At 69.8% G+C, this 18469-nt stretch carries 16 protein-coding genes and 1 pseudogene; 12 read left to right on the forward strand and 5 right to left on the reverse strand.

All coding sequences use genetic code 11. From position 1 onward, the window contains the following. Positions 1–70: 70 nt before the first annotated feature. The 5 genes and pseudogenes from NMK44_RS30595 (at position 71) to NMK44_RS30615 (ending at position 4450) form a co-directional block, all read left to right on the forward strand. The gene (locus NMK44_RS30595; RefSeq protein ID WP_254749270.1) at positions 71–976 is read left to right on the forward strand and encodes an NAD(P)-dependent oxidoreductase; all 906 of its coding nucleotides are present in this window, start codon (positions 71–73) and stop codon (positions 974–976) included. A gap of 258 nt (positions 977–1234) precedes the next feature. Then, positions 1235–1582, forward strand: coding sequence for an alpha-amylase inhibitor (locus NMK44_RS30600; protein WP_254749272.1), 348 nt, complete (start codon positions 1235–1237; stop codon positions 1580–1582). 353 nt (positions 1583–1935) lie between these two features. Continuing rightward, positions 1936–3087: a sensor histidine kinase gene (locus NMK44_RS30605; protein ID WP_254749274.1), complete on the forward strand. Its 1152-nt coding sequence runs from the start codon at positions 1936–1938 to the stop codon at positions 3085–3087. A gap of 7 nt (positions 3088–3094) precedes the next feature. Beyond that, positions 3095–3768: pseudogene (locus NMK44_RS30610) on the forward strand (response regulator). A gap of 97 nt (positions 3769–3865) precedes the next feature. Continuing rightward, a complete protein-coding gene (locus NMK44_RS30615) occupies positions 3866–4450 on the forward strand; it encodes a GNAT family N-acetyltransferase (RefSeq protein WP_254749275.1) in 585 nt (194 codons plus the stop codon). A gap of 15 nt (positions 4451–4465) precedes the next feature. Here NMK44_RS30615 and NMK44_RS30620 read toward each other — a convergent pair whose 3' ends face one another. Both NMK44_RS30620 and NMK44_RS30625 read right to left on the reverse strand, forming a co-directional pair. Beyond that, positions 4466–4987, reverse strand: a complete 522-nt coding sequence (locus NMK44_RS30620) for a hypothetical protein (protein ID WP_254749343.1) — start codon at positions 4985–4987, stop codon at positions 4466–4468. Positions 4988–5029: 42 nt separating this feature from the next. Continuing rightward, the gene (locus tag NMK44_RS30625; RefSeq protein WP_254749276.1) at positions 5030–6325 is read right to left on the reverse strand and encodes an MFS transporter; all 1296 of its coding nucleotides are present in this window, start codon (positions 6323–6325) and stop codon (positions 5030–5032) included. A 99-nt stretch (positions 6326–6424) separates the two neighbouring features. Here NMK44_RS30625 and NMK44_RS30630 point away from each other — a divergent pair, with 99 nt between their 5' ends. Beyond that, positions 6425–7510 (forward strand): DUF5937 family protein, encoded by a 1086-nt coding sequence (locus NMK44_RS30630; protein WP_254749277.1) that lies wholly within the window; start codon positions 6425–6427, stop codon positions 7508–7510. 60 nt (positions 7511–7570) lie between these two features. Here the strand turns inward: NMK44_RS30630 and NMK44_RS30635 are convergent, their stop codons facing one another. Both NMK44_RS30635 and NMK44_RS30640 read right to left on the reverse strand, forming a co-directional pair. Next, positions 7571–8710 (reverse strand): serine hydrolase domain-containing protein, encoded by a 1140-nt coding sequence (locus tag NMK44_RS30635; RefSeq protein WP_254749278.1) that lies wholly within the window; start codon positions 8708–8710, stop codon positions 7571–7573. A 139-nt stretch (positions 8711–8849) separates the two neighbouring features. Continuing rightward, positions 8850–9287 carry an ATP-binding protein gene (locus NMK44_RS30640; RefSeq protein ID WP_254749279.1) on the reverse strand — a complete coding sequence of 146 codons (438 nt, stop codon included), beginning with the start codon at positions 9285–9287 and terminating at the stop codon, positions 8850–8852. 400 nt (positions 9288–9687) lie between these two features. Between NMK44_RS30640 and NMK44_RS30645 the strand changes: the two genes are divergently transcribed. From NMK44_RS30645 to NMK44_RS30670, 6 genes are all read left to right on the forward strand, one after another. Continuing rightward, the gene (locus NMK44_RS30645; RefSeq protein ID WP_254749280.1) at positions 9688–11682 is read left to right on the forward strand and encodes an AAA family ATPase; all 1995 of its coding nucleotides are present in this window, start codon (positions 9688–9690) and stop codon (positions 11680–11682) included. Between the two features lie 124 nt (positions 11683–11806). Further along, the gene (locus NMK44_RS30650) at positions 11807–13300 is read left to right on the forward strand and encodes an MFS transporter (protein WP_254749281.1); all 1494 of its coding nucleotides are present in this window, start codon (positions 11807–11809) and stop codon (positions 13298–13300) included. Between the two features lie 70 nt (positions 13301–13370). Further along, positions 13371–13811 (forward strand): SRPBCC family protein, encoded by a 441-nt coding sequence (locus tag NMK44_RS30655; RefSeq protein ID WP_254749282.1) that lies wholly within the window; start codon positions 13371–13373, stop codon positions 13809–13811. Positions 13812–13847: 36 nt separating this feature from the next. Further along, positions 13848–15209, forward strand: coding sequence for a carotenoid oxygenase family protein (locus NMK44_RS30660; protein WP_254749283.1), 1362 nt, complete (start codon positions 13848–13850; stop codon positions 15207–15209). A 516-nt stretch (positions 15210–15725) separates the two neighbouring features. Then, complete coding sequence (locus NMK44_RS30665; RefSeq protein ID WP_254749284.1) at positions 15726–16295, forward strand: carbonic anhydrase; 570 nt, start codon at positions 15726–15728, stop codon at positions 16293–16295. Positions 16296–16312: 17 nt separating this feature from the next. After that, complete coding sequence (locus NMK44_RS30670) at positions 16313–17800, forward strand: APC family permease (RefSeq protein ID WP_254749285.1); 1488 nt, start codon at positions 16313–16315, stop codon at positions 17798–17800. A gap of 29 nt (positions 17801–17829) precedes the next feature. Here NMK44_RS30670 and NMK44_RS30675 read toward each other — a convergent pair whose 3' ends face one another. Further along, positions 17830–18246: a hypothetical protein gene (locus NMK44_RS30675; protein ID WP_254749286.1), complete on the reverse strand. Its 417-nt coding sequence runs from the start codon at positions 18244–18246 to the stop codon at positions 17830–17832. Positions 18247–18469: the final 223 nt, after the last annotated feature.

Consider the following 18469-nt stretch of genomic DNA (forward strand, 5'->3'; position numbering starts at 1 on the left):
TTACAGAGCTGTGCTACGTTGCTCTTGCTCTGGATAGAGCGTTCGTTCTAGTTGATGCGGAGGGATCCTCATGGGTGTGGGGGGACAGTCGGTGACGGTCATCGGTCTGGGGCCGATGGGACAGGCGATGGTGCGGGCATTGCTTGCGCGCGGATACGAGGTGACCGTGTGGAACCGGACCGCGCGCAGGGCGGACGGTCTCGTGGCGGAAGGTGCGGTGCTCGCACCCTCGGTCGAAGAGGCCCTGGCCGCCAATGGACTGGTGATCCTGAGCCTGACGGACTACGACGCGATGTACGCCGTTCTCGAACCGGCGACCGCCGCGCTGGCGGGGAAGGTCGTCGCCAACCTCAGTTCCGATACACCGCGGCGGGCACGCGAGGCCGCGCAGTGGGCGGCCGGACACGGGGCCGGGTATCTCACCGCCGGGGTGGCGGTGTCGCCGTCCCTCGTGGGAACGCCGGAGGGGTACGCGTACTACAGCGGACCCAAGGACCTTCTCGAGGCGCACCGGAGCACACTGGAGGTGATCAGCAGGGTGGAGTACCGGGGCGAGGACCCCGGGCTCGCGGCCCTGTACTACCAGATCCAGATGGATCTGTTCTGGACCAGCATGACCGCCTGGTTGCACTCGGTGGCGGTGGCCGAGGCGAACGGCATCAGCGTCGAGGAGATCCTTCCGTTTTCGGAGGACGTCGCGGCTTCGCTGCCGCACTTCTTCCGCTTCTACGCACCACGGCTCGCCGCCGGGGACCACACGGGCGATGTGGATCGGCTCGCCATGGGGGTGGCCAGTATGGAACACGTGGTGGACACGGTGCGGGCCGCGGAGGTGGACGTCGCTCTGCCCGAGGCGGTGCTCGACGTCTTCCGGCGCGGTGCGGCGGCGGGGCACGCGGATGACAGCTTCACCGTGCTGCGGGAAGTCTTCACGGCGGGTGGTACTCCGGGGGAGCCGCACGCGAACGTGGGGTGATGCCGCCCGTGCCCGGAGCGGGACGCTGCCACGTGCGTTGCAGATGACGCACGGATACGACGCAGGTTTACCCCAGGATCAATGCGTCGTTGGATGTGGTGATTTCGGGCTGCCGCATAGTCTCCTTGTCGACCGCACGGAGTGTTCCTGGAAGGCGCACTCACCGTCATCGCACCACCGGGGGACGCGGGCGCTTCCGCGAGCCAAGGGGGAATGGCGGCGCGGTCGGTCAGGGAGAACCGCGGAAGAAGGGCGAGCATGAGCACTTTGCGCAAGCGCACCAAGGTCGGCGTCGCCGCGACCGTGCTGGGGGTCGGCGCACTGTTCGGAATCGCCGGGCCGGCCTCGGCCGCGTCGGCGAGCACCACCCGCGTGAACGCCGACGCCGGCCAGGCCAGTGCGTCGGGGACGGCGCCGGACTGTGTGCATCGATCCGTGAACGGGCGGACGCACGAAGCCGTCGCGAGCAACAACTGCCATGGGACCATGCGACTGAAGATCGTCGTGAAGCACGGTTATGACAGTCGCTGTACGTCCGTCGCGCGGGGAAGGTACCTCTACCACTCGTGGTCGTTCGGCTCCTATGACCGCACGGTGACCTGCTGACCGACGGGGGAGCCCGCGTTCAGCGTCCGCGCTCCTCGCGGCAGCGGTGCGCTCACGGGGGGAGTCGAGGGTTCCGCCGGGCTCACCCGGTCCGGGGCCCGCCGGTGTGAAGCCTCGGGGGACACCGGCTCCGTGCCGGGCGGGGCGGGATGTGCAAGCGCGGGTGCGGAGGGCCGGTCTCCTCGAGGCCGGCCCTTCCGTCTGCCGTGGCTCAGCGCGTATGGCCCACGGCGGGGGCCATCCCTGCGACCACCGCCATGCCCGCCGCGGGCGGGCGTTCACCACGTCCACAACTCCTGTGATGGACAACCATGTTGGCCTCTGTGCATATCCCCTGGGACTAGGCTGCGGCGATGCGGATCCACACCCTCGTCGCCGACGTGCTCATCGCGTTGGCGCAGACCGGCGTCGCCGTGCTGCTCGGGCAGGAGTCCGCGGCCCAGGGCTGGCCCGCGCTCGATGCGACGGGGTACCTGATGGTCGCCTTGGTCAACGCTCCGGTGGTTCTCCGCGGCAGGGCACCCGTCGCCGTCTGCCTCATGGTCCTGGTGATGTGGGCCGTGTATGTGACGGCCGGATACTGGCCCGTGGTCAACTCCTTCGCCCCGATGCTGGCCGTGTACACGGTCGCGGCCACGCGGTCGGTACGCACCGCGGTGGGCTGTGCCGCCTTGATGAGCGCCGTCTGGATCTACGCCGGCGCCATCAGCGAAGACGCCGTCATGGTGTCGGTCCTCGGCCAGGCCGTCGGCTTCTCCGCCGTCCTCGTCCGCTTCGGGTACACCGCCCGTCGTTCCACGGAGCTGGCCGACCGGTTGCGTGAGGAACAGCAGGAACGAGCGCGCCGCGAGGTGGCGGATGAGCGCGGACGGATCGCACGGGAACTCCATGATGTGGTCGCGCACCATATGTCGGTGATATCCGTCCAGGTGGGGCTGGCCCGCTTCGTCTGCGACACGGATCCGGCGACCGCCCGCAACGCACTCGCCACCATCGAGGAGAGCAGCAGGAACGGCCTCGAGGAACTGCGGAGAGTCCTGCGGGTGCTGCGCGTCGACGGTGATGGGGGACCCGCCGCGCCCATGCCGGGAATCTCCCGACTGGACGAGATGGCCGACCGTGTCCGGGCGGGAGGAGTGCCGGTGGACCTCCGTGTGCACGGCAGGCCACGTCCCCTTCCGCCCGGGGTCGAGCTGTGTGCGTACCGATGTGTCCAGGAGGCCCTGACCAACGTACTGAAGCATGCGCCCGGAGCGAGGACACAGGTGCAACTGCACTACGAGTCAGACCAGTTGACGGTCTCCATCACCAACGGCGGCCAGGGCGTGAATCCGGACAAGATGCGGACCGGCAGCGGCCACGGCTTGATCGGCATGCGGGAGCGGGCCAAGCTGTACGGGGGCACGGTCACCGTCGGCCCACGGAGCGAGGGGGGATTCACCGTCCGGCTCATCCTGCCGGTCTCCGTACGGACCTCGCCGAAGAGAGACGGCACAACGGAATGACCGCCGTATGACCAAGGTGCTTGTCGTCGACGATCAGTTCCTCATCCGGGCCGGGCTGGTGGGGCTGCTCCGCGCGGCCCCGGGGGTGGTGGTCGTGGGAGAGGCCGCTGACGGCGGGGAAGCCGTGGCCCTGGCGGCCCGCACCCGCCCCGATGTCGTGCTGATGGACATCCGGATGCCCGGCATGGGCGGTATCACGGCCACCGAGAGGATCCTCGCCCAGTCGGAGGACCCCCCTCCGCGGATCCTCGTCCTGACCACGTTCGACCTCGATGAGTACGTGTACGGGGCGCTGCGGGCCGGTGCTTCGGGCTTTTTGCTCAAGGACTCCGGCCCCGAGCGGATACTCGCTGCGGTCGCGGCCGTCGCAGGCGGCGACACGCTCTTCGCGCCCTCCGTCACCAAGCGACTGGTCGAAGCGTACGCCCAGCACAGCGGTCGGTCATCCGCCGAAGCGCCACCGGACCTGGACGTGCTGACCGGCCGCGAGACGGAGGTGCTGCGGCTGGCCGCCCGTGGTCTGAGCAATCTGGAGATCGCCGGTCAGCTCTTCATCAGTGAGGCGACGGTCAAGACTCATCTGAACCGGGCGATGACCAAACTCGCGTTGTCGAGCAGGGCACAAGCCGTGGTGCTGCCTATGAGACGGGGCTGGTGCGGCCGGGCGAAGGAGCCTGCTGAACGCGGGCGGACATGCGTAGGTCCCGCTGACCCCTCACGCTGAAGGGGTGCTTGCGCGACGATGGTGTCTCTGGACAGATTGGTTACGCTGCCCGGTATGGACGAATCCATCACGCACCCGTTCCTCGCGAGGCCGGTCACCGGGAGCAATGGTGTTGTCGCCACCCTGCGTGCCCTGACGAGCGGCGACGCCTCCAGTTTCGGGGACTTCCTCGAAGCGCTCTCGGCGGAGACAAGGGAGCGCTACAGTCCACACCCGCTCGACCGGACCGAAGCGGAGCGGATCTGTGCTGCTCTCGACGACCCGACCGCCCTGCGTTTCGTACTGGCGGATGCCCGTGACGATCGCGTAGTGGCGTATCTGCTGGCCCAGTTCGCGATCCCGGAGAGTGAGAAGGCCCGCTACCGGAATCTCGGGTGGACCATCGAGGACGGCGCGGACTGCCGTATCGCCCCTGTCGTCGCCGATCATCTGCAGGGCACCGGCCTCGGAACCGAGCTGCTCAGGGGAGCGCTCGGCGTCCTGCGCCAGCGCGGATGCCGGCACGTCATCCTCTTCGGCGGCACCCAATCCTCCAACACCGGGGCGATCCGCGCCTACGAAAAGGCGGGATTCAAACCGGCCGGAGTCTTTCGCGAACGGGGCATCGAGAGCGTCGATATGTGGCTCTCGCTGAAGTAGAGGGCACCATGCTGTTCAGGCCGTCACATCGACGTTCCACTCCAGCGGCAGGGTCGTGTCGCAGAAGACGCAGACGAAGTGTTCGTCCCGCACGATGTTGAGCTGCTGACAGCCGGGGCAGCCACGGAAGATCACCTCGTGGCTGAAGCCGCTCGGGGAAGCAATGCCGGCGCGGTCCAATGCCTTCCCGACAGCCGCCCATGAGCCGATGTCGGGGCAGTAGCCGGTCGACTGGTTGCTGACTTCATCGACCACCCACCGCCCGGACTCCTCGCGGAAGCTCATCTCTCCGGCGCTCAGGACCGCCTCTCCGCCCGCACACACCACATGTTCGCTGTGGCGCGGCGCGAGTCGCAGAACCCCGGTGGTATCGACCACGAAGGTGAACGGCTCGGCCAGCTCATCCGATGTCCGGGCCGAAGCCCAGCCGCGGAGGTCCGCTGCCGAGCACACCTGCCGGCCCATGGCTTCAGGCCGCACAAGACCTTTCAACTCGGCAGGCCCGACATACTGATAGCTCCGCCCCCGCATGCCCATGGTGGCCAATCCAGCGGCAGGCTGGATCTCCTCACATCCCGCTCAGAACCCGGCGTCCGAGCGGTCGCCGGAGCCATCGGGGGTGGTGGCGATCTCGAGTGGCTCGTGCACCTCGGTGGGGCGGTGGCCGTTGGGTCGTGTCGCGCGGTCCTTCTCGGCCGCGATGGCGGAGGCGGACAGAAGCGTCGCGCCCGCGAGGCTGCCCCACAGGGCGGCCGGGCCGTGGGACGCGAGGGTGGTGATGGCTGCGGGGGAGACGGCGAGGCCGAGGCCCGTGGAGAGTTCGAAGCGGGCGAGGGTACGTCCCAGAGCGTGGGGCGGGGCGAGGGCGGCGACGAGCGCGGTGGCGCTGCCTGCGTAGATGATCTCGCCGAGGGTGCACACGACGGACACCGCGGCGACGGCCGGTGCGCCCCAGCCGTGTCCCAGCGAAGTGGCCACGAGGAAGCCGAGGTAGGACACGGTGAGGACCACACCTGCGAGAGCGAGCACGGTCCGCCGGGGGTAGCGGGAGAGCAGGACGGTGACCGGAACCTGGAGGGTGACCACCAGCACGGTGTTGGCCACGAAGATGGCCGCCGACCACACCGCGGAGGCGTTCAGCTGTGTCACCAGGATGAGGGGGAGGGCGATTTCGGGGACGTTGAGGCAGAAGACGTAGACCACGTTGGCGGCCAGCAGCGCGCGCATCCGGGGTGCGGGTCCCTCGGCCTTGTCCTCGGCCGCGAGTGCGGCCGGACGCGCGTGCAGATGGACCGACCACGCCAGGGCTGCCGCGGCGAGATAGGCGACGCCGGTGACGGCTGCCAGCGCCTGCAAGGCCGTGGTGCCGCCCGTCAGACAGACCGTGGCGAGGAGCGCGCCCACGCCCAGACCGGCGTTGCGCAGGGCACGGCCGGCCGCGAGAGCGGCGTCGCGCTCCCGGCCGTGGGCGACCGTGGCCACCAGAGCCGCATGGGCGGGCGGCCAGGCCTGGTTGCCGATGCCGAGGAAGAGCGTCGCCACCGTGAACAGCCAGACGTGCCCGGTCGGGGTCGCCAGCAGCAGCCCCACGCCCAGCATCCGCACGAGCATGGACGCTGCCACGACGGTGCTGCGTGCGCCCCGGTCCAGCCACCGGCCCACCGCGGGCATGCACACCAGCCCCGCGACGATGCCGCCGGTCATGGCGATTCCGGTGACCGGTGCGGACAGCTTCAGCACGGTCACCCCGTAGAGCAGCAGGAAGGGCCGCAGCAGTCCGGTCCCGAGCGAGTCCACGGCCAGGGCGACGGCGTAGCGGGGGCCGCCGGAGGCGCGGACGAGGGCGCCGGGCCGGATCTTGGTGGTGGTTGCCATGGGTCCACGGTGGGTCCTGCCGGGGGCCATGGCCGCGTCAGTTGACGGACACCGTCAATTGACGAGGTCAGCGGCCATGGGATCGGGGATGCTGAGGGGGTGACGTTGAGGATCGACATCAGTGGCCTGCCGTCCGAGCGGCTGCGGTTCGCCGCCTCCCCGCTGGCCGAGCTGACCGCGATGTTGCACGTGCTCGCCGAACCCGGGCATCATCCGCAGTACGCCGGATGGGCGGGGGAGGTCTGGGCCGGGCTGCGCCCGGAGCTGGCCGAGCGCTTGCGGGAGGCCGAGTTCCTCTGGCGTTCCTCACAAGCCGACTTCCTGCTCCCCGCCCGGCCCCGGTCCACCCTCGCCGAGGAACTGGACGAGGTGGACCGGATCGACGACGACACCTATGTGACCGCCGCCCTCGTCACCACATGCGGCGGGCACCGGGTCCCGCTCGCCGTGCGCTCGCCGCTCACCGACGCGGCCGCGCGCGGCCGCGCCCTGGACCTGGCCCAGGCCCGCGGCCCTCGGCAGGAAGCCTTCGCGGAACGGCTGCTCGCGGACCCGGCCGCCGTACGGGCGCGAGTGCGCCACACCCTCGAACAGTGCGCCGAGGCCTTCTTCGACACCGCGTGGGCGGATGTGGCGGTGCGGCTCGCCACCGACCTGCGGCTGAAGAACGACCTGCGGGAGCGCCAGGGCATCGCGGCGGCACTCGCGTCGGCCTCCGGCGCGGTCACCCTGACACCGGACGGCGACTGCATCGTCGTGGACAAGCTCCAGGACAAGGCGACCACCGCCCGCGACACCGGTGTCACCTTCATCCCCAGTGTCTTCGGCCACCCGCACCTGGTGGTGGTCCACACACCCGGGTGGCAGCCGGTGGTGCAGTACCCGGTGGCCGAGTCGAGTCCAGCGGAGCCGGTATCGCTGGAAACGGTCACCCTGCGGCTGGAAGCGCTCGCCCATCCGGTGCGGCTGCGGTTGCTGCGCACCCTGGCCCGTGGCCCGCACACCACCGGTGAACTGGCCCATGTCTGGGAGCTCACGCCCCCGGAGGTCTCCCGTCATCTGGCGGTGCTGCGCCACGCGGGTCTGCTCACGGCCCGGCGGCACGGTCGTTACGTCCGGCACACCCTCAATCTGCCCGACCTGACGGCGCTGGGCGCCGACCTGCTGGCCGCGGTGCTGCGCTGAGCCGGTGCAGGCCCGCCCTCATACGAGCGGCCCCGTCGTCCCGACGCGCAGCTCCCGGTTTCAGGGAGCGAGGACGGCGACGACCCGGTTGACCATGTCCTCCTCCGCGTTCAGGGGAGTTGGAGTGTAGGACAGTACGAAACGGGTGCTCAGGTCGCGGGTGGCGAACATGCGCGTGCGGTATCCGTAGGTCTCCCCGGTCTTTCCCCAGAAGGTCGTGCCGCGCACGGTGGCCGCTTGCAGGCCCATGCTGTAGCGGGCCGGGCTGCCGTCCAGCATGCGTACCGTGGGCGGGGGCAGGGTGAAGACCTTCTTCCGCGCTCGAGGCGGCAGGAGTGCTCCGCTGAACAAGGCGTTCTGGAAGCGGAAGAGGTCCCTGGCGGTGGAGACGAGTTCACCTTCACCCCATGAGGAGGACTGGTCGTACCGTGTGATGTCGTGCAGGCTGCCGTCGGTCATGGTCAGATACCCGTGGACATGGGACCCGTGGATGCGGGAGTCGTCGCCCGGGATCAGGGTGCCGGTCAGATCCAGGGGGCGCACGATGCGCTCGGCGATCGCATCACCGTAGCGATGCCCGGTCAGCTTCTCCACGAGCAGCGCGAGGAGCACGTAGTTGATGCCCCGGTACTCCTGCTTCGTGCCGGGGGCGAACTTCAGGGGTGCGTGGGTCACCGTGTCGACCAGGCGCTGCGGTGTCCAGTGATCGAAGCGGTGGCGCAGGACCGCCTCCGGTGTGCTGAGGTCCGGCACCTTCCGGTGGTCGGGCAGGCCACTGGTGTGGTTGAGCAGATGGGACACCGCGATGCGGTCGAATCCGGAGGGCATGGCGAGCTCGGGAAGACAACGAGTGACCGGGGCGTCGAGATCCAACCGGCCTTCTGCCCAGAGCTGGAGAACGACCGTCGCCACCAGAGCCTTGGTCACACTGCCCGCCCTGAAGCGGTCGCCGGCGTGCACCGGTCGCTCGCTCACCACATCGGCGACGCCCGCGCTGCCGTACCAACGCCCTCCCGGCCATGCCACCAGCAGTTGTGAGGCGGTCGCCCGCGGATGGGAGAGATCGCTGATGGCGGCATGGAGGGCCCGCGGATCGACGGCCGATGCGGCTGAGGCCGGAGCGCCGCTGCCTCCCGTGGCGAGAGCGAGAGCACCGATGGCGGAAGCGCCCGTGAAGGCGCGTCGGGAAAGACATGTCATGGTGATCGATGGTTGCGTTCGCCCCGCCCCGTGGCATCCGGGATGCCCCTGGGAGATCCCTGGCGTACCCCTGAGAGCGAGCGGGAGGGCCACACCATGTGGCCTGCCTTACCTGGCCTGTCTATCGTTCCTTCCTGGGTCATCCCGAGCCCTGGAGACCGGCCGGGTCGGGGGCGGGTGGCTGGAAGCAGGCGGTGACATCCTTTCCGCGAGGGCAGCGGTAGGTGTGCCAGTCATCGGCCAGGGCGTCGATCAGCAGAAGACCGCGGCCACCGAGAGACCCGTCGGTCGGCTGGCGCGGGTCGGGCAGCTGTGGTGAGGCATCGTGCACGGTCACGTGCAGGCACTTCTCGTCCCAGGTCAGGATCAGCTGCGCGGAGCTGCGGGCATGGATGTGAGCGTTGGTGACGAGTTCGGACACGGTCAGCAGGATGGAGTCGGCGAGATCCGGTGCTCTCTCCAGCCAGCCGATCGTCGCCAGGTGCCTACGTGTCCAGTCCCTGGCGGTCTTCACCCCGCGGCTCACCGGCAGCGAGCGTGCCCACCCCACAGCCCGCAGCGAAGAATGCTCTGTCACGGTTCCTCCTTGAGCCGGTCGGGCAGGTGTTTGTTGCGTCTGCCCACGGATCGGCAAACCCATCGGGTCCGGAGGCCACGAACTTCAGTCCGGATTTCCCGCGGAAGGTGAAAGCTCCGCCTGCCCCCGATGGGGATCACTCACCCGGTATGGACGACGGCTCAGGGGGCTTGTAGGGAGTCCCTTAGTTTCCCCGGTGCACCGTTTCGGCGGTCCGAGCGTGACATCAGGCCGACGCGCGGCGAAAAAACCGGCGTCCGCGCACGTCGGCCGGGACACGGAGGCGATCCGGAACGCCGTCACACGCATCTCGCACCGTGATGCGGTGCCGCGATACTCGAAACGGAATCCGGGCATATCCGCTCGGGCCTGATCTGGGAGGGGCACCGACGTGGCGTCCGTGGCGGAGAGACTGAGCAGAGCGCGGGAACGTGCCTTCATCGGCCGGGAGGAAGAACTCGGACGCTTCGGCGAGGCATTGGCCGGGGATCCGCAGGCGCCGTTCGCCTTCTACCTCTACGGTCCGGGTGGAATCGGGAAGTCCTCGCTGGTGCGGTGTCTGGCGGACGAGGCCCGCGCGGGGGGCCGGCTGCTCCTCGAATTGGACGGTCGTTTCCTCAGCCGGGACCCGGCCGATTTCGAGCGTGCGGCCGGCCCCTTCCTGGATGTCGCAGGCACGGTCCTGTTCGTGGACTCCTTCGAACACTGCCAGTGGCTGGAGAGCTGGCTGTGGCAGCGATTCCTGCCCCGCGCCGCTGACGACACCCTGGTGGTCCTGGCCGGCCGGCTGGCGCCGCAGCCGCAATGGACCGCTGATCCGGCCTGGGCCGGGGTCCTGCACGTCCGTGAACTGGAGCCGTTCTCCGATGAGCAGGCCCGGAGCCTGCTGGCCGATGCGCGGATCCCGTCCGCGCTGCGGGAGCGGGTGCTCCGCTTCGCCGGGGGGAACCCGCTGGCGCTGTCCCTCGCGGCCGCCGCGGGAGCGACGGGCTGGAGCAACGAGGAGATATGGGCGCCCTCGGCCGATGTCCTGCGGACCCTGCTGGCGGGGCTCATCGGAGAGGTGCCGTCGGCGGCCCACCGCCGCGCCCTGGAGGTGGTGGCACAGGCGCATTCGACCTCCGAGGAACTGCTGGCCGCGGTTCTGCCCGAGGAGGACGCCCCTGCGCTGTTCACATGGCTGAGAGATCTGCCCTTCATCGAGTCCACGCCCCGCGGGCTCTATCCGCACGACGCCGCACGCGAGACCCTCGCCGCCGATCTGCGCTGGCGCGCGCCCAACGCCTTCACCACGATGCGCCAGCGGCTGGCCGAGGAGTATCTGCGTCTGTTGCGCGAAGCACCCGAAGAGCGGGTCTGGGTCGTCACCGACGAAATCTTCTACCTCTTCCGCGAGTTGGAGAGCCTGGCACGACTGCGTGTGTGGTCCGGCGAGAACGAGGTGCACGAACGTCCCCTGTGCCCGGATGACATCGATGTCGTGCTGCGCATGGCCGAGGAGACCGAGGGAGCCGAGTCAGCGGAGCTGGTGCGCTACTGGATCCAGCGCCAGGCCAAGGGGTTCAGCGTCTTCCGCTGCGTCGCCACGGGCCGCCCCGTGGCGTTCACGGCCCGCATCGTCCTGCCCGCTCCGCCCGACCCCGAGGATCTGGCCACCGATCCCATCGTCGCGGCCGCTTGGGCGCACACGGAGGCCACCACGCCGGTGAGCCCCGGCGAACACATCGGCATGACCCGATTCTCCGTCTACCCCGTGCACTACCAGACCCCCTCGCGGGTCATCGACCTGAGCAACTCCCGGGCCCAGGCGGAAGCCGCCCGTGCCCGGGGCCGTGCGCACGGCTTCGTCGTCTACCGGGACGCCGAGGTCTGGGCCGAGCGTTTCAAGGGCATCATGCACGACACCGGTGCGCGACCGCGGGTCGGTGCGCACACCTACGGGCTGTTCAGCAACGACTGGCGCCAGGTGCCCGTCGAAACCTGGCTGCGCCATCTCATCACCGCCACCGAAGTACCGGCCCCGTCCGGTCCGTCGGCCTTCTCGCGCCCGGTGTTCGACCAAGCCGTACGGGAAGCCCTCTCACACTGGCGTGACACGGGGGCCTTCGCCGCCTGTGCCCTGATGCGGGCCCGACTCGCGGCCGACCTGGGCGATCCCGCCGAAGAGCTGCGCGCCCTGCTGCGCCGGGCTGTCGACGACCTCGGGGCCGACCCGCGCGGTGTGCGCGCCCGCGAGGCCCTGACGGCGGGCTACTTCTCCGGAGCGCCCACCCAGGAAGCCGCCGCCCGGCGCCTGGGCCTGCCGTACGGCACCTACCGGCGCCATGTACGCCAGGGCCTGGATCTGCTCTGCGCGGCACTGTGGCACCGGGAACTGCACGGCGTGCCCCGATAGGAGCGCGTTCCTCCTCGCGTGGGCCGGAGCGGACACTCGCGAGGACAGGTGCGGACAGGAGTGGACAGTCCTTGCGGCTGTCCGGTCTGGAAAGTGGACAGCGTCCGCCATGAGTCTGTGCGACATGAACGTTGCACACACGCAGACGGATCCGGCGGCAGCCCGGGCTCCCCGGCCGGGAGTCGCACTCGCGGCGCTGGCCGCGGCCCAGTTCACCGTCATGCTCGCCACGTCGATCGTGAATGTGGCGTTGCCTCAGATCCGCTCCGGGGTGGGGCTGTCGGACGGCGGGACCACCTGGGTGGTCAACGCCTACGGTCTGGCGTTCGGGGCGCTGCTCCTGGCCGGCGGTCGGGCGGCCGATCTCCTCGGCCGCCGCCGGGTGCTGATCTGGGGCCTCGGGCTGTTCTCGGTGTCCTCGCTGACGGCGGGGCTGGCCGCCTCCCCGGGTCTGCTGATCGCGGCGCGTGCCGTTCAGGGCCTCGGTGCCGCGGCCATCGCCCCGGCCGCGCTGGCCCTGGCGATGGGCCTGGTCCCGACCGCATCCGGGCGGGGCAGGGCACTGGGGGTGTGGGGAGCGGTCTCCGGCGCGGGAGGGGCGGGCGGTGTCCTGCTGGGCGGCGTCCTGACCCAGGCGTGGGGCTGGCCCTGGATCTTCCACTCCGTGGCGCTCGGGGCGGCGTTGGTCCTGGCGGCCGTGGCCGCGCTCGCCCCACGGGAGCACGGAGGGGAAGCCAGAGGGGAGGCCGGACGGTTCGACCTGCTGGGCACCGTCACCGTCACCCTCGCGCTGACCTGCCTGGTCTGGGGACTGACCACCGCACGGGGCACCGGCTGGACGGACACCGGAGTGCTGAGCGCTCTCGTCGGCGCCGTCGCACTGTTCGCGGCCTTCGCCGTGATCGAGCTTCGCCGGCCCCATGCGCTGCTGCCACCACGTCTGTTCACCACCGGCCGGGTCGCCGCGGGCAATCTGCTGATGGCACTGCTGGGCTCGGTGTGGATCGCGCTGTTCTTCTTCCTGCCGCTCTACCAGCAACAAGTCCTCGGATCAGGGCCCCTGGCGACCGGCGCGGGCCAACTCCCGCTCGCCGTGGCCAATATGTTCGGCGCGGCCGTGGCGCCCCGTCTCTCGCGGCGCATCGGCACCACCGTCACGGTGACCGCCGCACTGCTCACCGAGGCGGCGGGCCTGCTGTGGCTGTCCCGGATGAGCGCCGACGGAAGCTACCTCGCGGACATCCCCGGCCCCAGCGTCCTGGTCGGCTTCGGTCTGAGCGTAGCGTTCGTCCAGCTCACCGCTCTCGCCGTCGACGATGTCCCGCCCCAGGACGCGGGGCTGGCCGGTGGGCTGGTGAACACCACCCGCCAGGTCGGAGGCGCCATCGGCCTCGCCGCCCTGGCGACCCTGGCGGGCTCCGTCACCGCGGACGCCGCGGCCCGTCAGCCGCACCTGGAGGCGCTCACCGCCGGCTACCGCGCCGCCTTCACGCTCTCGGCCGCGGTCCTGGCCGTCACCGCGCTCCTCGCGCTGGTCCTCACCCGCCGCACCGGCCCGCGAACCGAGACCACCGCCCCTCCCCCGACCTCCGAACCGCAGACCCCCCGAATCCCCTGAACCGGTGGGACCGGCGGAGCGGACCCGCACCACCGACACCTTCACACCTATCGAGAAATGAGACACAGCCATGACCACCATCGACGAGACCGCCCCCGTCATCGTCCGCCTGGACACCGTGATCGATGCCCCTCTCACGACGGTGTGGGAACTGCACACCGACATCGCGGCCTGGCCCACCTGGAACACGGATATCGACGAGGCCGAGCTCGATGGCCCGCTGGCCCCCGGCGCCTCCTTCAGCTGGCGGACCCACGGCCTCAGCATCACCTCCACCGTGTACGAACTGGTTCCCGGTGAGCGGATCGTGTGGGGCGGAGACGCCGACGGCATCGCCGGAATCCACGTGTGGACCTTCGAGCAGAACGGCGACCAGGTCACCGTCCGCACCGAGGAGTCCTGGAGCGGCGCACCGGTCGAGGCCGCGGTCGACCAGCTGGCGAAGGCTCTCCACGACTCCCTGGAGAGCTGGCTGGGACATCTCAAGGCCCGTGCCGAACAGTCAGCCTGACAACTCCCCATCACACCACCGAGACGAGGTTCCGCCATGACCGCTGAGAAGCCGTACCTGAACGGCCACTTCACCCCTGTCGCCGACGAGGTCACCGCCACCGGGCTGACCGTGGAGGGCACCCTTCCCCCGGAGCTGTCCGGCCGGCTGATCCGCAATGGCCACAACCCCAAGCCCGGCGTCACCCCGACGCACTGGTTCAAGGGCAGCGGCATGGTGCACGGGATCCGGCTGCGTGAGGGCCGGGCGGAGTGGTACCGCAACCGCTGGGTGCGCACGCCCGCCCTCGACGGCGCCCCCTACATGACCGAGCACGGGCCCGATCTGACCGCCAGCGCCGCCGGCACCCACGTCATCGAACACGCCGGACGCCTGCTCGCCCTCTGCGAGGCCAACGTCCCCTTCGAACTCACCCCGGAGCTGGAGACGGTCGGCGCCTACGACTTCCGCGGCAAGCTGCGCAGCGCGATGACCGCGCACCCCAAGGAAGACCCGGCCACCGGGGAGCTGCACTTCTTCGGGTCCTCGCCCTTCCCGCCGTTCCTCACGTACTACGTCGCCGACGCCAAGGGCGAGATCGTGCACAGCGCCGAGGTCGAGGGAGCGACCGCTTCCCTCAAGCACGACTTCGCCCTGACCCGCCACCACGTGGTCTTCGTCGAGGGCAATGTCACCTTCGACCCGGCCGAGCAGTCCGGCATCCCCTACAGCTGGAGCGACCAGCAGCTCTCCCGCATCGGTGTCATGCCGCGCGGCGAGGACGGTGACCGCCACATCCGCTGGTTCTCCATCGAGCCGGGCAACATGCTGCACGTCGCCAACGCCTTCGAGGACGGCCAGGGCCGTATCGTCCTCGAAGGCCCCACCGTGGACCGCGAGGGATTCCAGCTGTCCTGGAACTGGTGGGTCGGCGCCCCCGGGCGCGGCACCGAGCCCGTCGCACGCTCCTACACCCGCCGCTGGGTGGTCGACATGGCCGCCGGTACCGTCGACGAGCAGATCACCGACGACCTCGCGGTGGAGTTCCCGACCCTGAACGAGGACTATCTGGGCGCCGAGAACCGCTACCAGTACGCCATCTCCTTCCCCGACGAGAAGGGCTTCGGCGGCTACGGCGTCGTCAAGTACGACCGCACCACCGGCGCCCGCCGTATTCACCAGGTCGGCGACGCCCGTATGCCCAGCGAAGCGGTGTTCGTGCCCGCGACCGGAGCCACCAACGAAGACGACGGCTACCTCCTGACCGTCATCTCCGACATCAAGCAGGACGCCTCGCAACTGCTGGTCCTCGACGCCTCCGGTCTCGACCGGATCGCCACCGTCCACCTGCCGCAGCGGGTGAGCTCCGGACTCCACGGCTCCTGGATCCCCGACAGCAGCCTCGACCTCGCCGACTGACCCGGCCGGGCCGCTTCGGCGCTCAGGTGGGGTGGGGCGACGGCGATGACCTCCCCAGGTGCAACGCTGCCGCCCCGCCCGGCTCTGACTACGCGCGAAGGCCCAGCTTTTCGTCTGGGGTGTTCCCTGGCCGTTGTTCCGGCATGATCTCACCGCTGTCGCTAGGCATTCCGCCAGTCCTCGGCGGCGGCCGCGGCTGCGGCCCGTCGGCGGAGCCGTTTCTGTGAGCCATCCGCAGCAATGCGGACCGCGCTCGCATGCGCCTGCCACCGGCTCACCCACCCCACGCTGAACAATCGGACGGTCACGATTCAAGCGCTGGCCCGAGAGCGGCACCGAGGGGAACGAGCGATGGACAGAGCTGGACGTCCGGACCGTAGAGCGCTGCTGGTCGCCGGACTGGCCGGCGGCACGGTCGCGCTTGCGGGGTGTTCCTCGACGAGGCCCGTCCCCTCGGGGAACAGCGCTTCACCGACGGCGCGACCGACGACGCCCGCCACGGCGTTCGCCAGACTGATGAAAGGCAATGAGCGCTGGGTCAGCGGAGACCTTCACCACCCCGACCGGGATCCGACCCGGCGTCAGTTCGTGGCCCAGAAGCAGGAGCCCTTCGGGGCGATCCTCGCGTGTATCGACTCCCGAGTCCCACCAGAACTGCTCTTCGACACCGGCCTCGGCGACCTGTACGTGATGCGCACGGGCGGTGAGGCCGTCGGACCGGTGGTCACGGGTTCGGTCGAGTACGGACCCCTGACGAGTGGCACCCCACTCATCGTGGTCCTCGGACACCAGCGCTGCGGCGCCATCAAGGCGGCGTACACCTCCCTGCGCGACGGCAAGCCGCTGCCCGGCAACCTGCAGGCAATCGTCAAAGCCCTGCAACCGGCGTACGAGTACGCGGTCCGCAAACGCGGCGCCGACCCGGTGGAGACCATGGCCCGCGCCCAGGTCAGGTTGACCGCGGCCGAACTGCGCTCCAATCAGGCCCTGGCCCCGCTGGTGAAAAAGCGCGCCCTTGCCGTGGTCGGCGCCTACTACTCGCTCGATACCGGCACGGTGGAAGTCCTGGCCGGAGCGCCCTCCTGAACGGTCGGGAGGGAGATATGAGGGAGGACGCTTCCCCGGGCTCCCCGGGCTCCCAGGGTTCCCGACTGCCGAGGACCCTGAGCACCTGGCAGGCGATCGGTCTGTCCATGGCGCTGATGGCACCGAGTATGGCCGCCAACATCAACCCGCAGGGAACCGAGCGCTCGGTCGGCCGGGCCGTGCCGCTGGCCTTCCTCCTGGCGGGAGTGACGGTACTGCTCGTGGCGTATGTGTTCGTGCGGTTGTGCCAGCACTTCCACAGCGCCGGATCGGTCTACGCCTTCGTGGGGGCGGCTCTGGGACCGCGGACCGGACTGGTCGCCGGATGGTGCCTGCTGGGCGCGTACATCCTCTTCGGCGTGGTGACGTCATCGGCAGCGGGTGTGTTCGGGATCGCGTTTCTGCAAGGCGTCGGTGTGTGGGAGCGCCCTGTCTGGTGGTCCCCGTTCCTCCTCGTCGCGGTCGTCCTGGTGGCAGCGCTGGTGCTCAGTGTGTCCCCGGCGAAGCGCGGCACCCGTGTGCTCCTCACCGTCGAGGGTGTGACCGTAGCGCTCATCCTCGTGGTCAGTACCGTCGTGCTGGTACGACTGATCGCAGGGAGTGCGCCGGAAGGCCAGCGCTTCACTCTTGAGGTCTTCCGGCCCCAGCCGGGTACGAGCTGGTCGGAGCTGTTCCTCGGTGTGGTGTTCGGCTTCCTGTCCTTCGCGGGCTTCGAGGCCGCGGCCACCCTGGGGGAGGAGGCTGCCGAGCCCAGGCGTGCCATTCCCCGCGCCATCCTGGCCACCGCGGTCTTCGGGGGCCTGTACTTCACGTTCGTGACGGCCGTTGAGGTGATGGGGTTCGGGGTCGGGAAGGCCGGGCTGGAGGCCTTCGCGGCCTCCTCCTCACTGCTGGGCGACCTCGGCGAAACCTATGTCGGCTCATGGGTCGGCGACTGCATCACCCTTGGTACGACGGTCAGTGCGTTCGGCTGTTGCCTGGCGTCCATGGTCGGCGCGTCGCGGGTGACGTACACACTCTTTCGTGACGGGGCCGGCAACCGCGGCCCGGGCCGCCTCTCGGCCACCGGCACCCCAGGCGTCTCCGCCGCGCTGATCGCCGGTGTCATGGGCTTCATCATTGTCGTCTGTGCCACCGTGTTCTCCGCACGGCCGATGGACACCTTTCTGTGGAGCGGGACAGTGGGCACCCTGCTCCTGCTGGTGGCGTACGCGTTGACCACGGTCGGCGGGATCTGGTTGCTGTTCATCCGCCGCGTGATGCCGGTGGCCGCCTGGCAGATCGTGTTCCCGCTCGGTGCACTCGCGATCCTCGGATACACCCTCTACCGCAGCGTGTTCCCGTATCCGGCCTCGGGCGCGGCGCGGTGGTTTCCGGTGGTCTCGGGCACCTGGGTGCTGGTCGCGATCGTCGCTGTCCTGGCGGCGCCCGCGTGGACCCGGCGGATGGGCAGCGCGCTCGCCGAGCACGAGGGCATCACCGCGGAAAGCCCTCGGGAAACGTGACGGCACCGCCCGAGCCTGGTCCTCCGAGGTCACCCGAAATCGTCCCTGCCGCAAGAGCCGTGCGCGGCACCGAAGATCCCCGAAGTCTGCTTCCCGGTGAGCTCGAGTTCCCGCTTGGTCTTCTTGAACTGGTCGACGAGGTCCTGCCCATAGGAGACGCAGAACGCGTTGCCATGTGCCACCAGCACGGCATCGCTGATGCGGTCGAGATCCGGGTAGTGCTTCCGGATCGTCCTGAGGTAGAGCTTCGCCGACAGCCCTGTCAGCCCACGCACTTCAGAGGGGGCCGCCGACGGGCTCCTGGACGGGGCGGCCGAGGCGGGCTCGGCCGCGGCGGCCGGTGTCGCCGAGGCGCTCGATCCACGGTCCCCGGACGATCCGCATGCCGAGGCGCCGATGGCGGCGAGCGCAACACAGACCGTGAGCATGGGCAGACACTTGTGCATGACTCTCCTGGTACTTAGGTGAACCGAGGGATTCTCCCTTATACCCGGTGTGCTCCACGACTGCATTTTTTCTCGTGGAATGGCAGGACTTGACCTATGTGGCGATGTGAGCGGAGTCGACCGCACCGCGAGCGCCGACCACACCACCGCCTACGGCGTGTCCGGACGATGCTTGCGGGCTCCTCAGGGGATCCGCGGCTCGGCGGAGCCCGGACTCTGACAG

Source organism: Streptomyces cucumeris, from assembly GCF_024295805.1.
Classification (GTDB): domain Bacteria; phylum Actinomycetota; class Actinomycetes; order Streptomycetales; family Streptomycetaceae; genus Streptomyces; species Streptomyces cucumeris.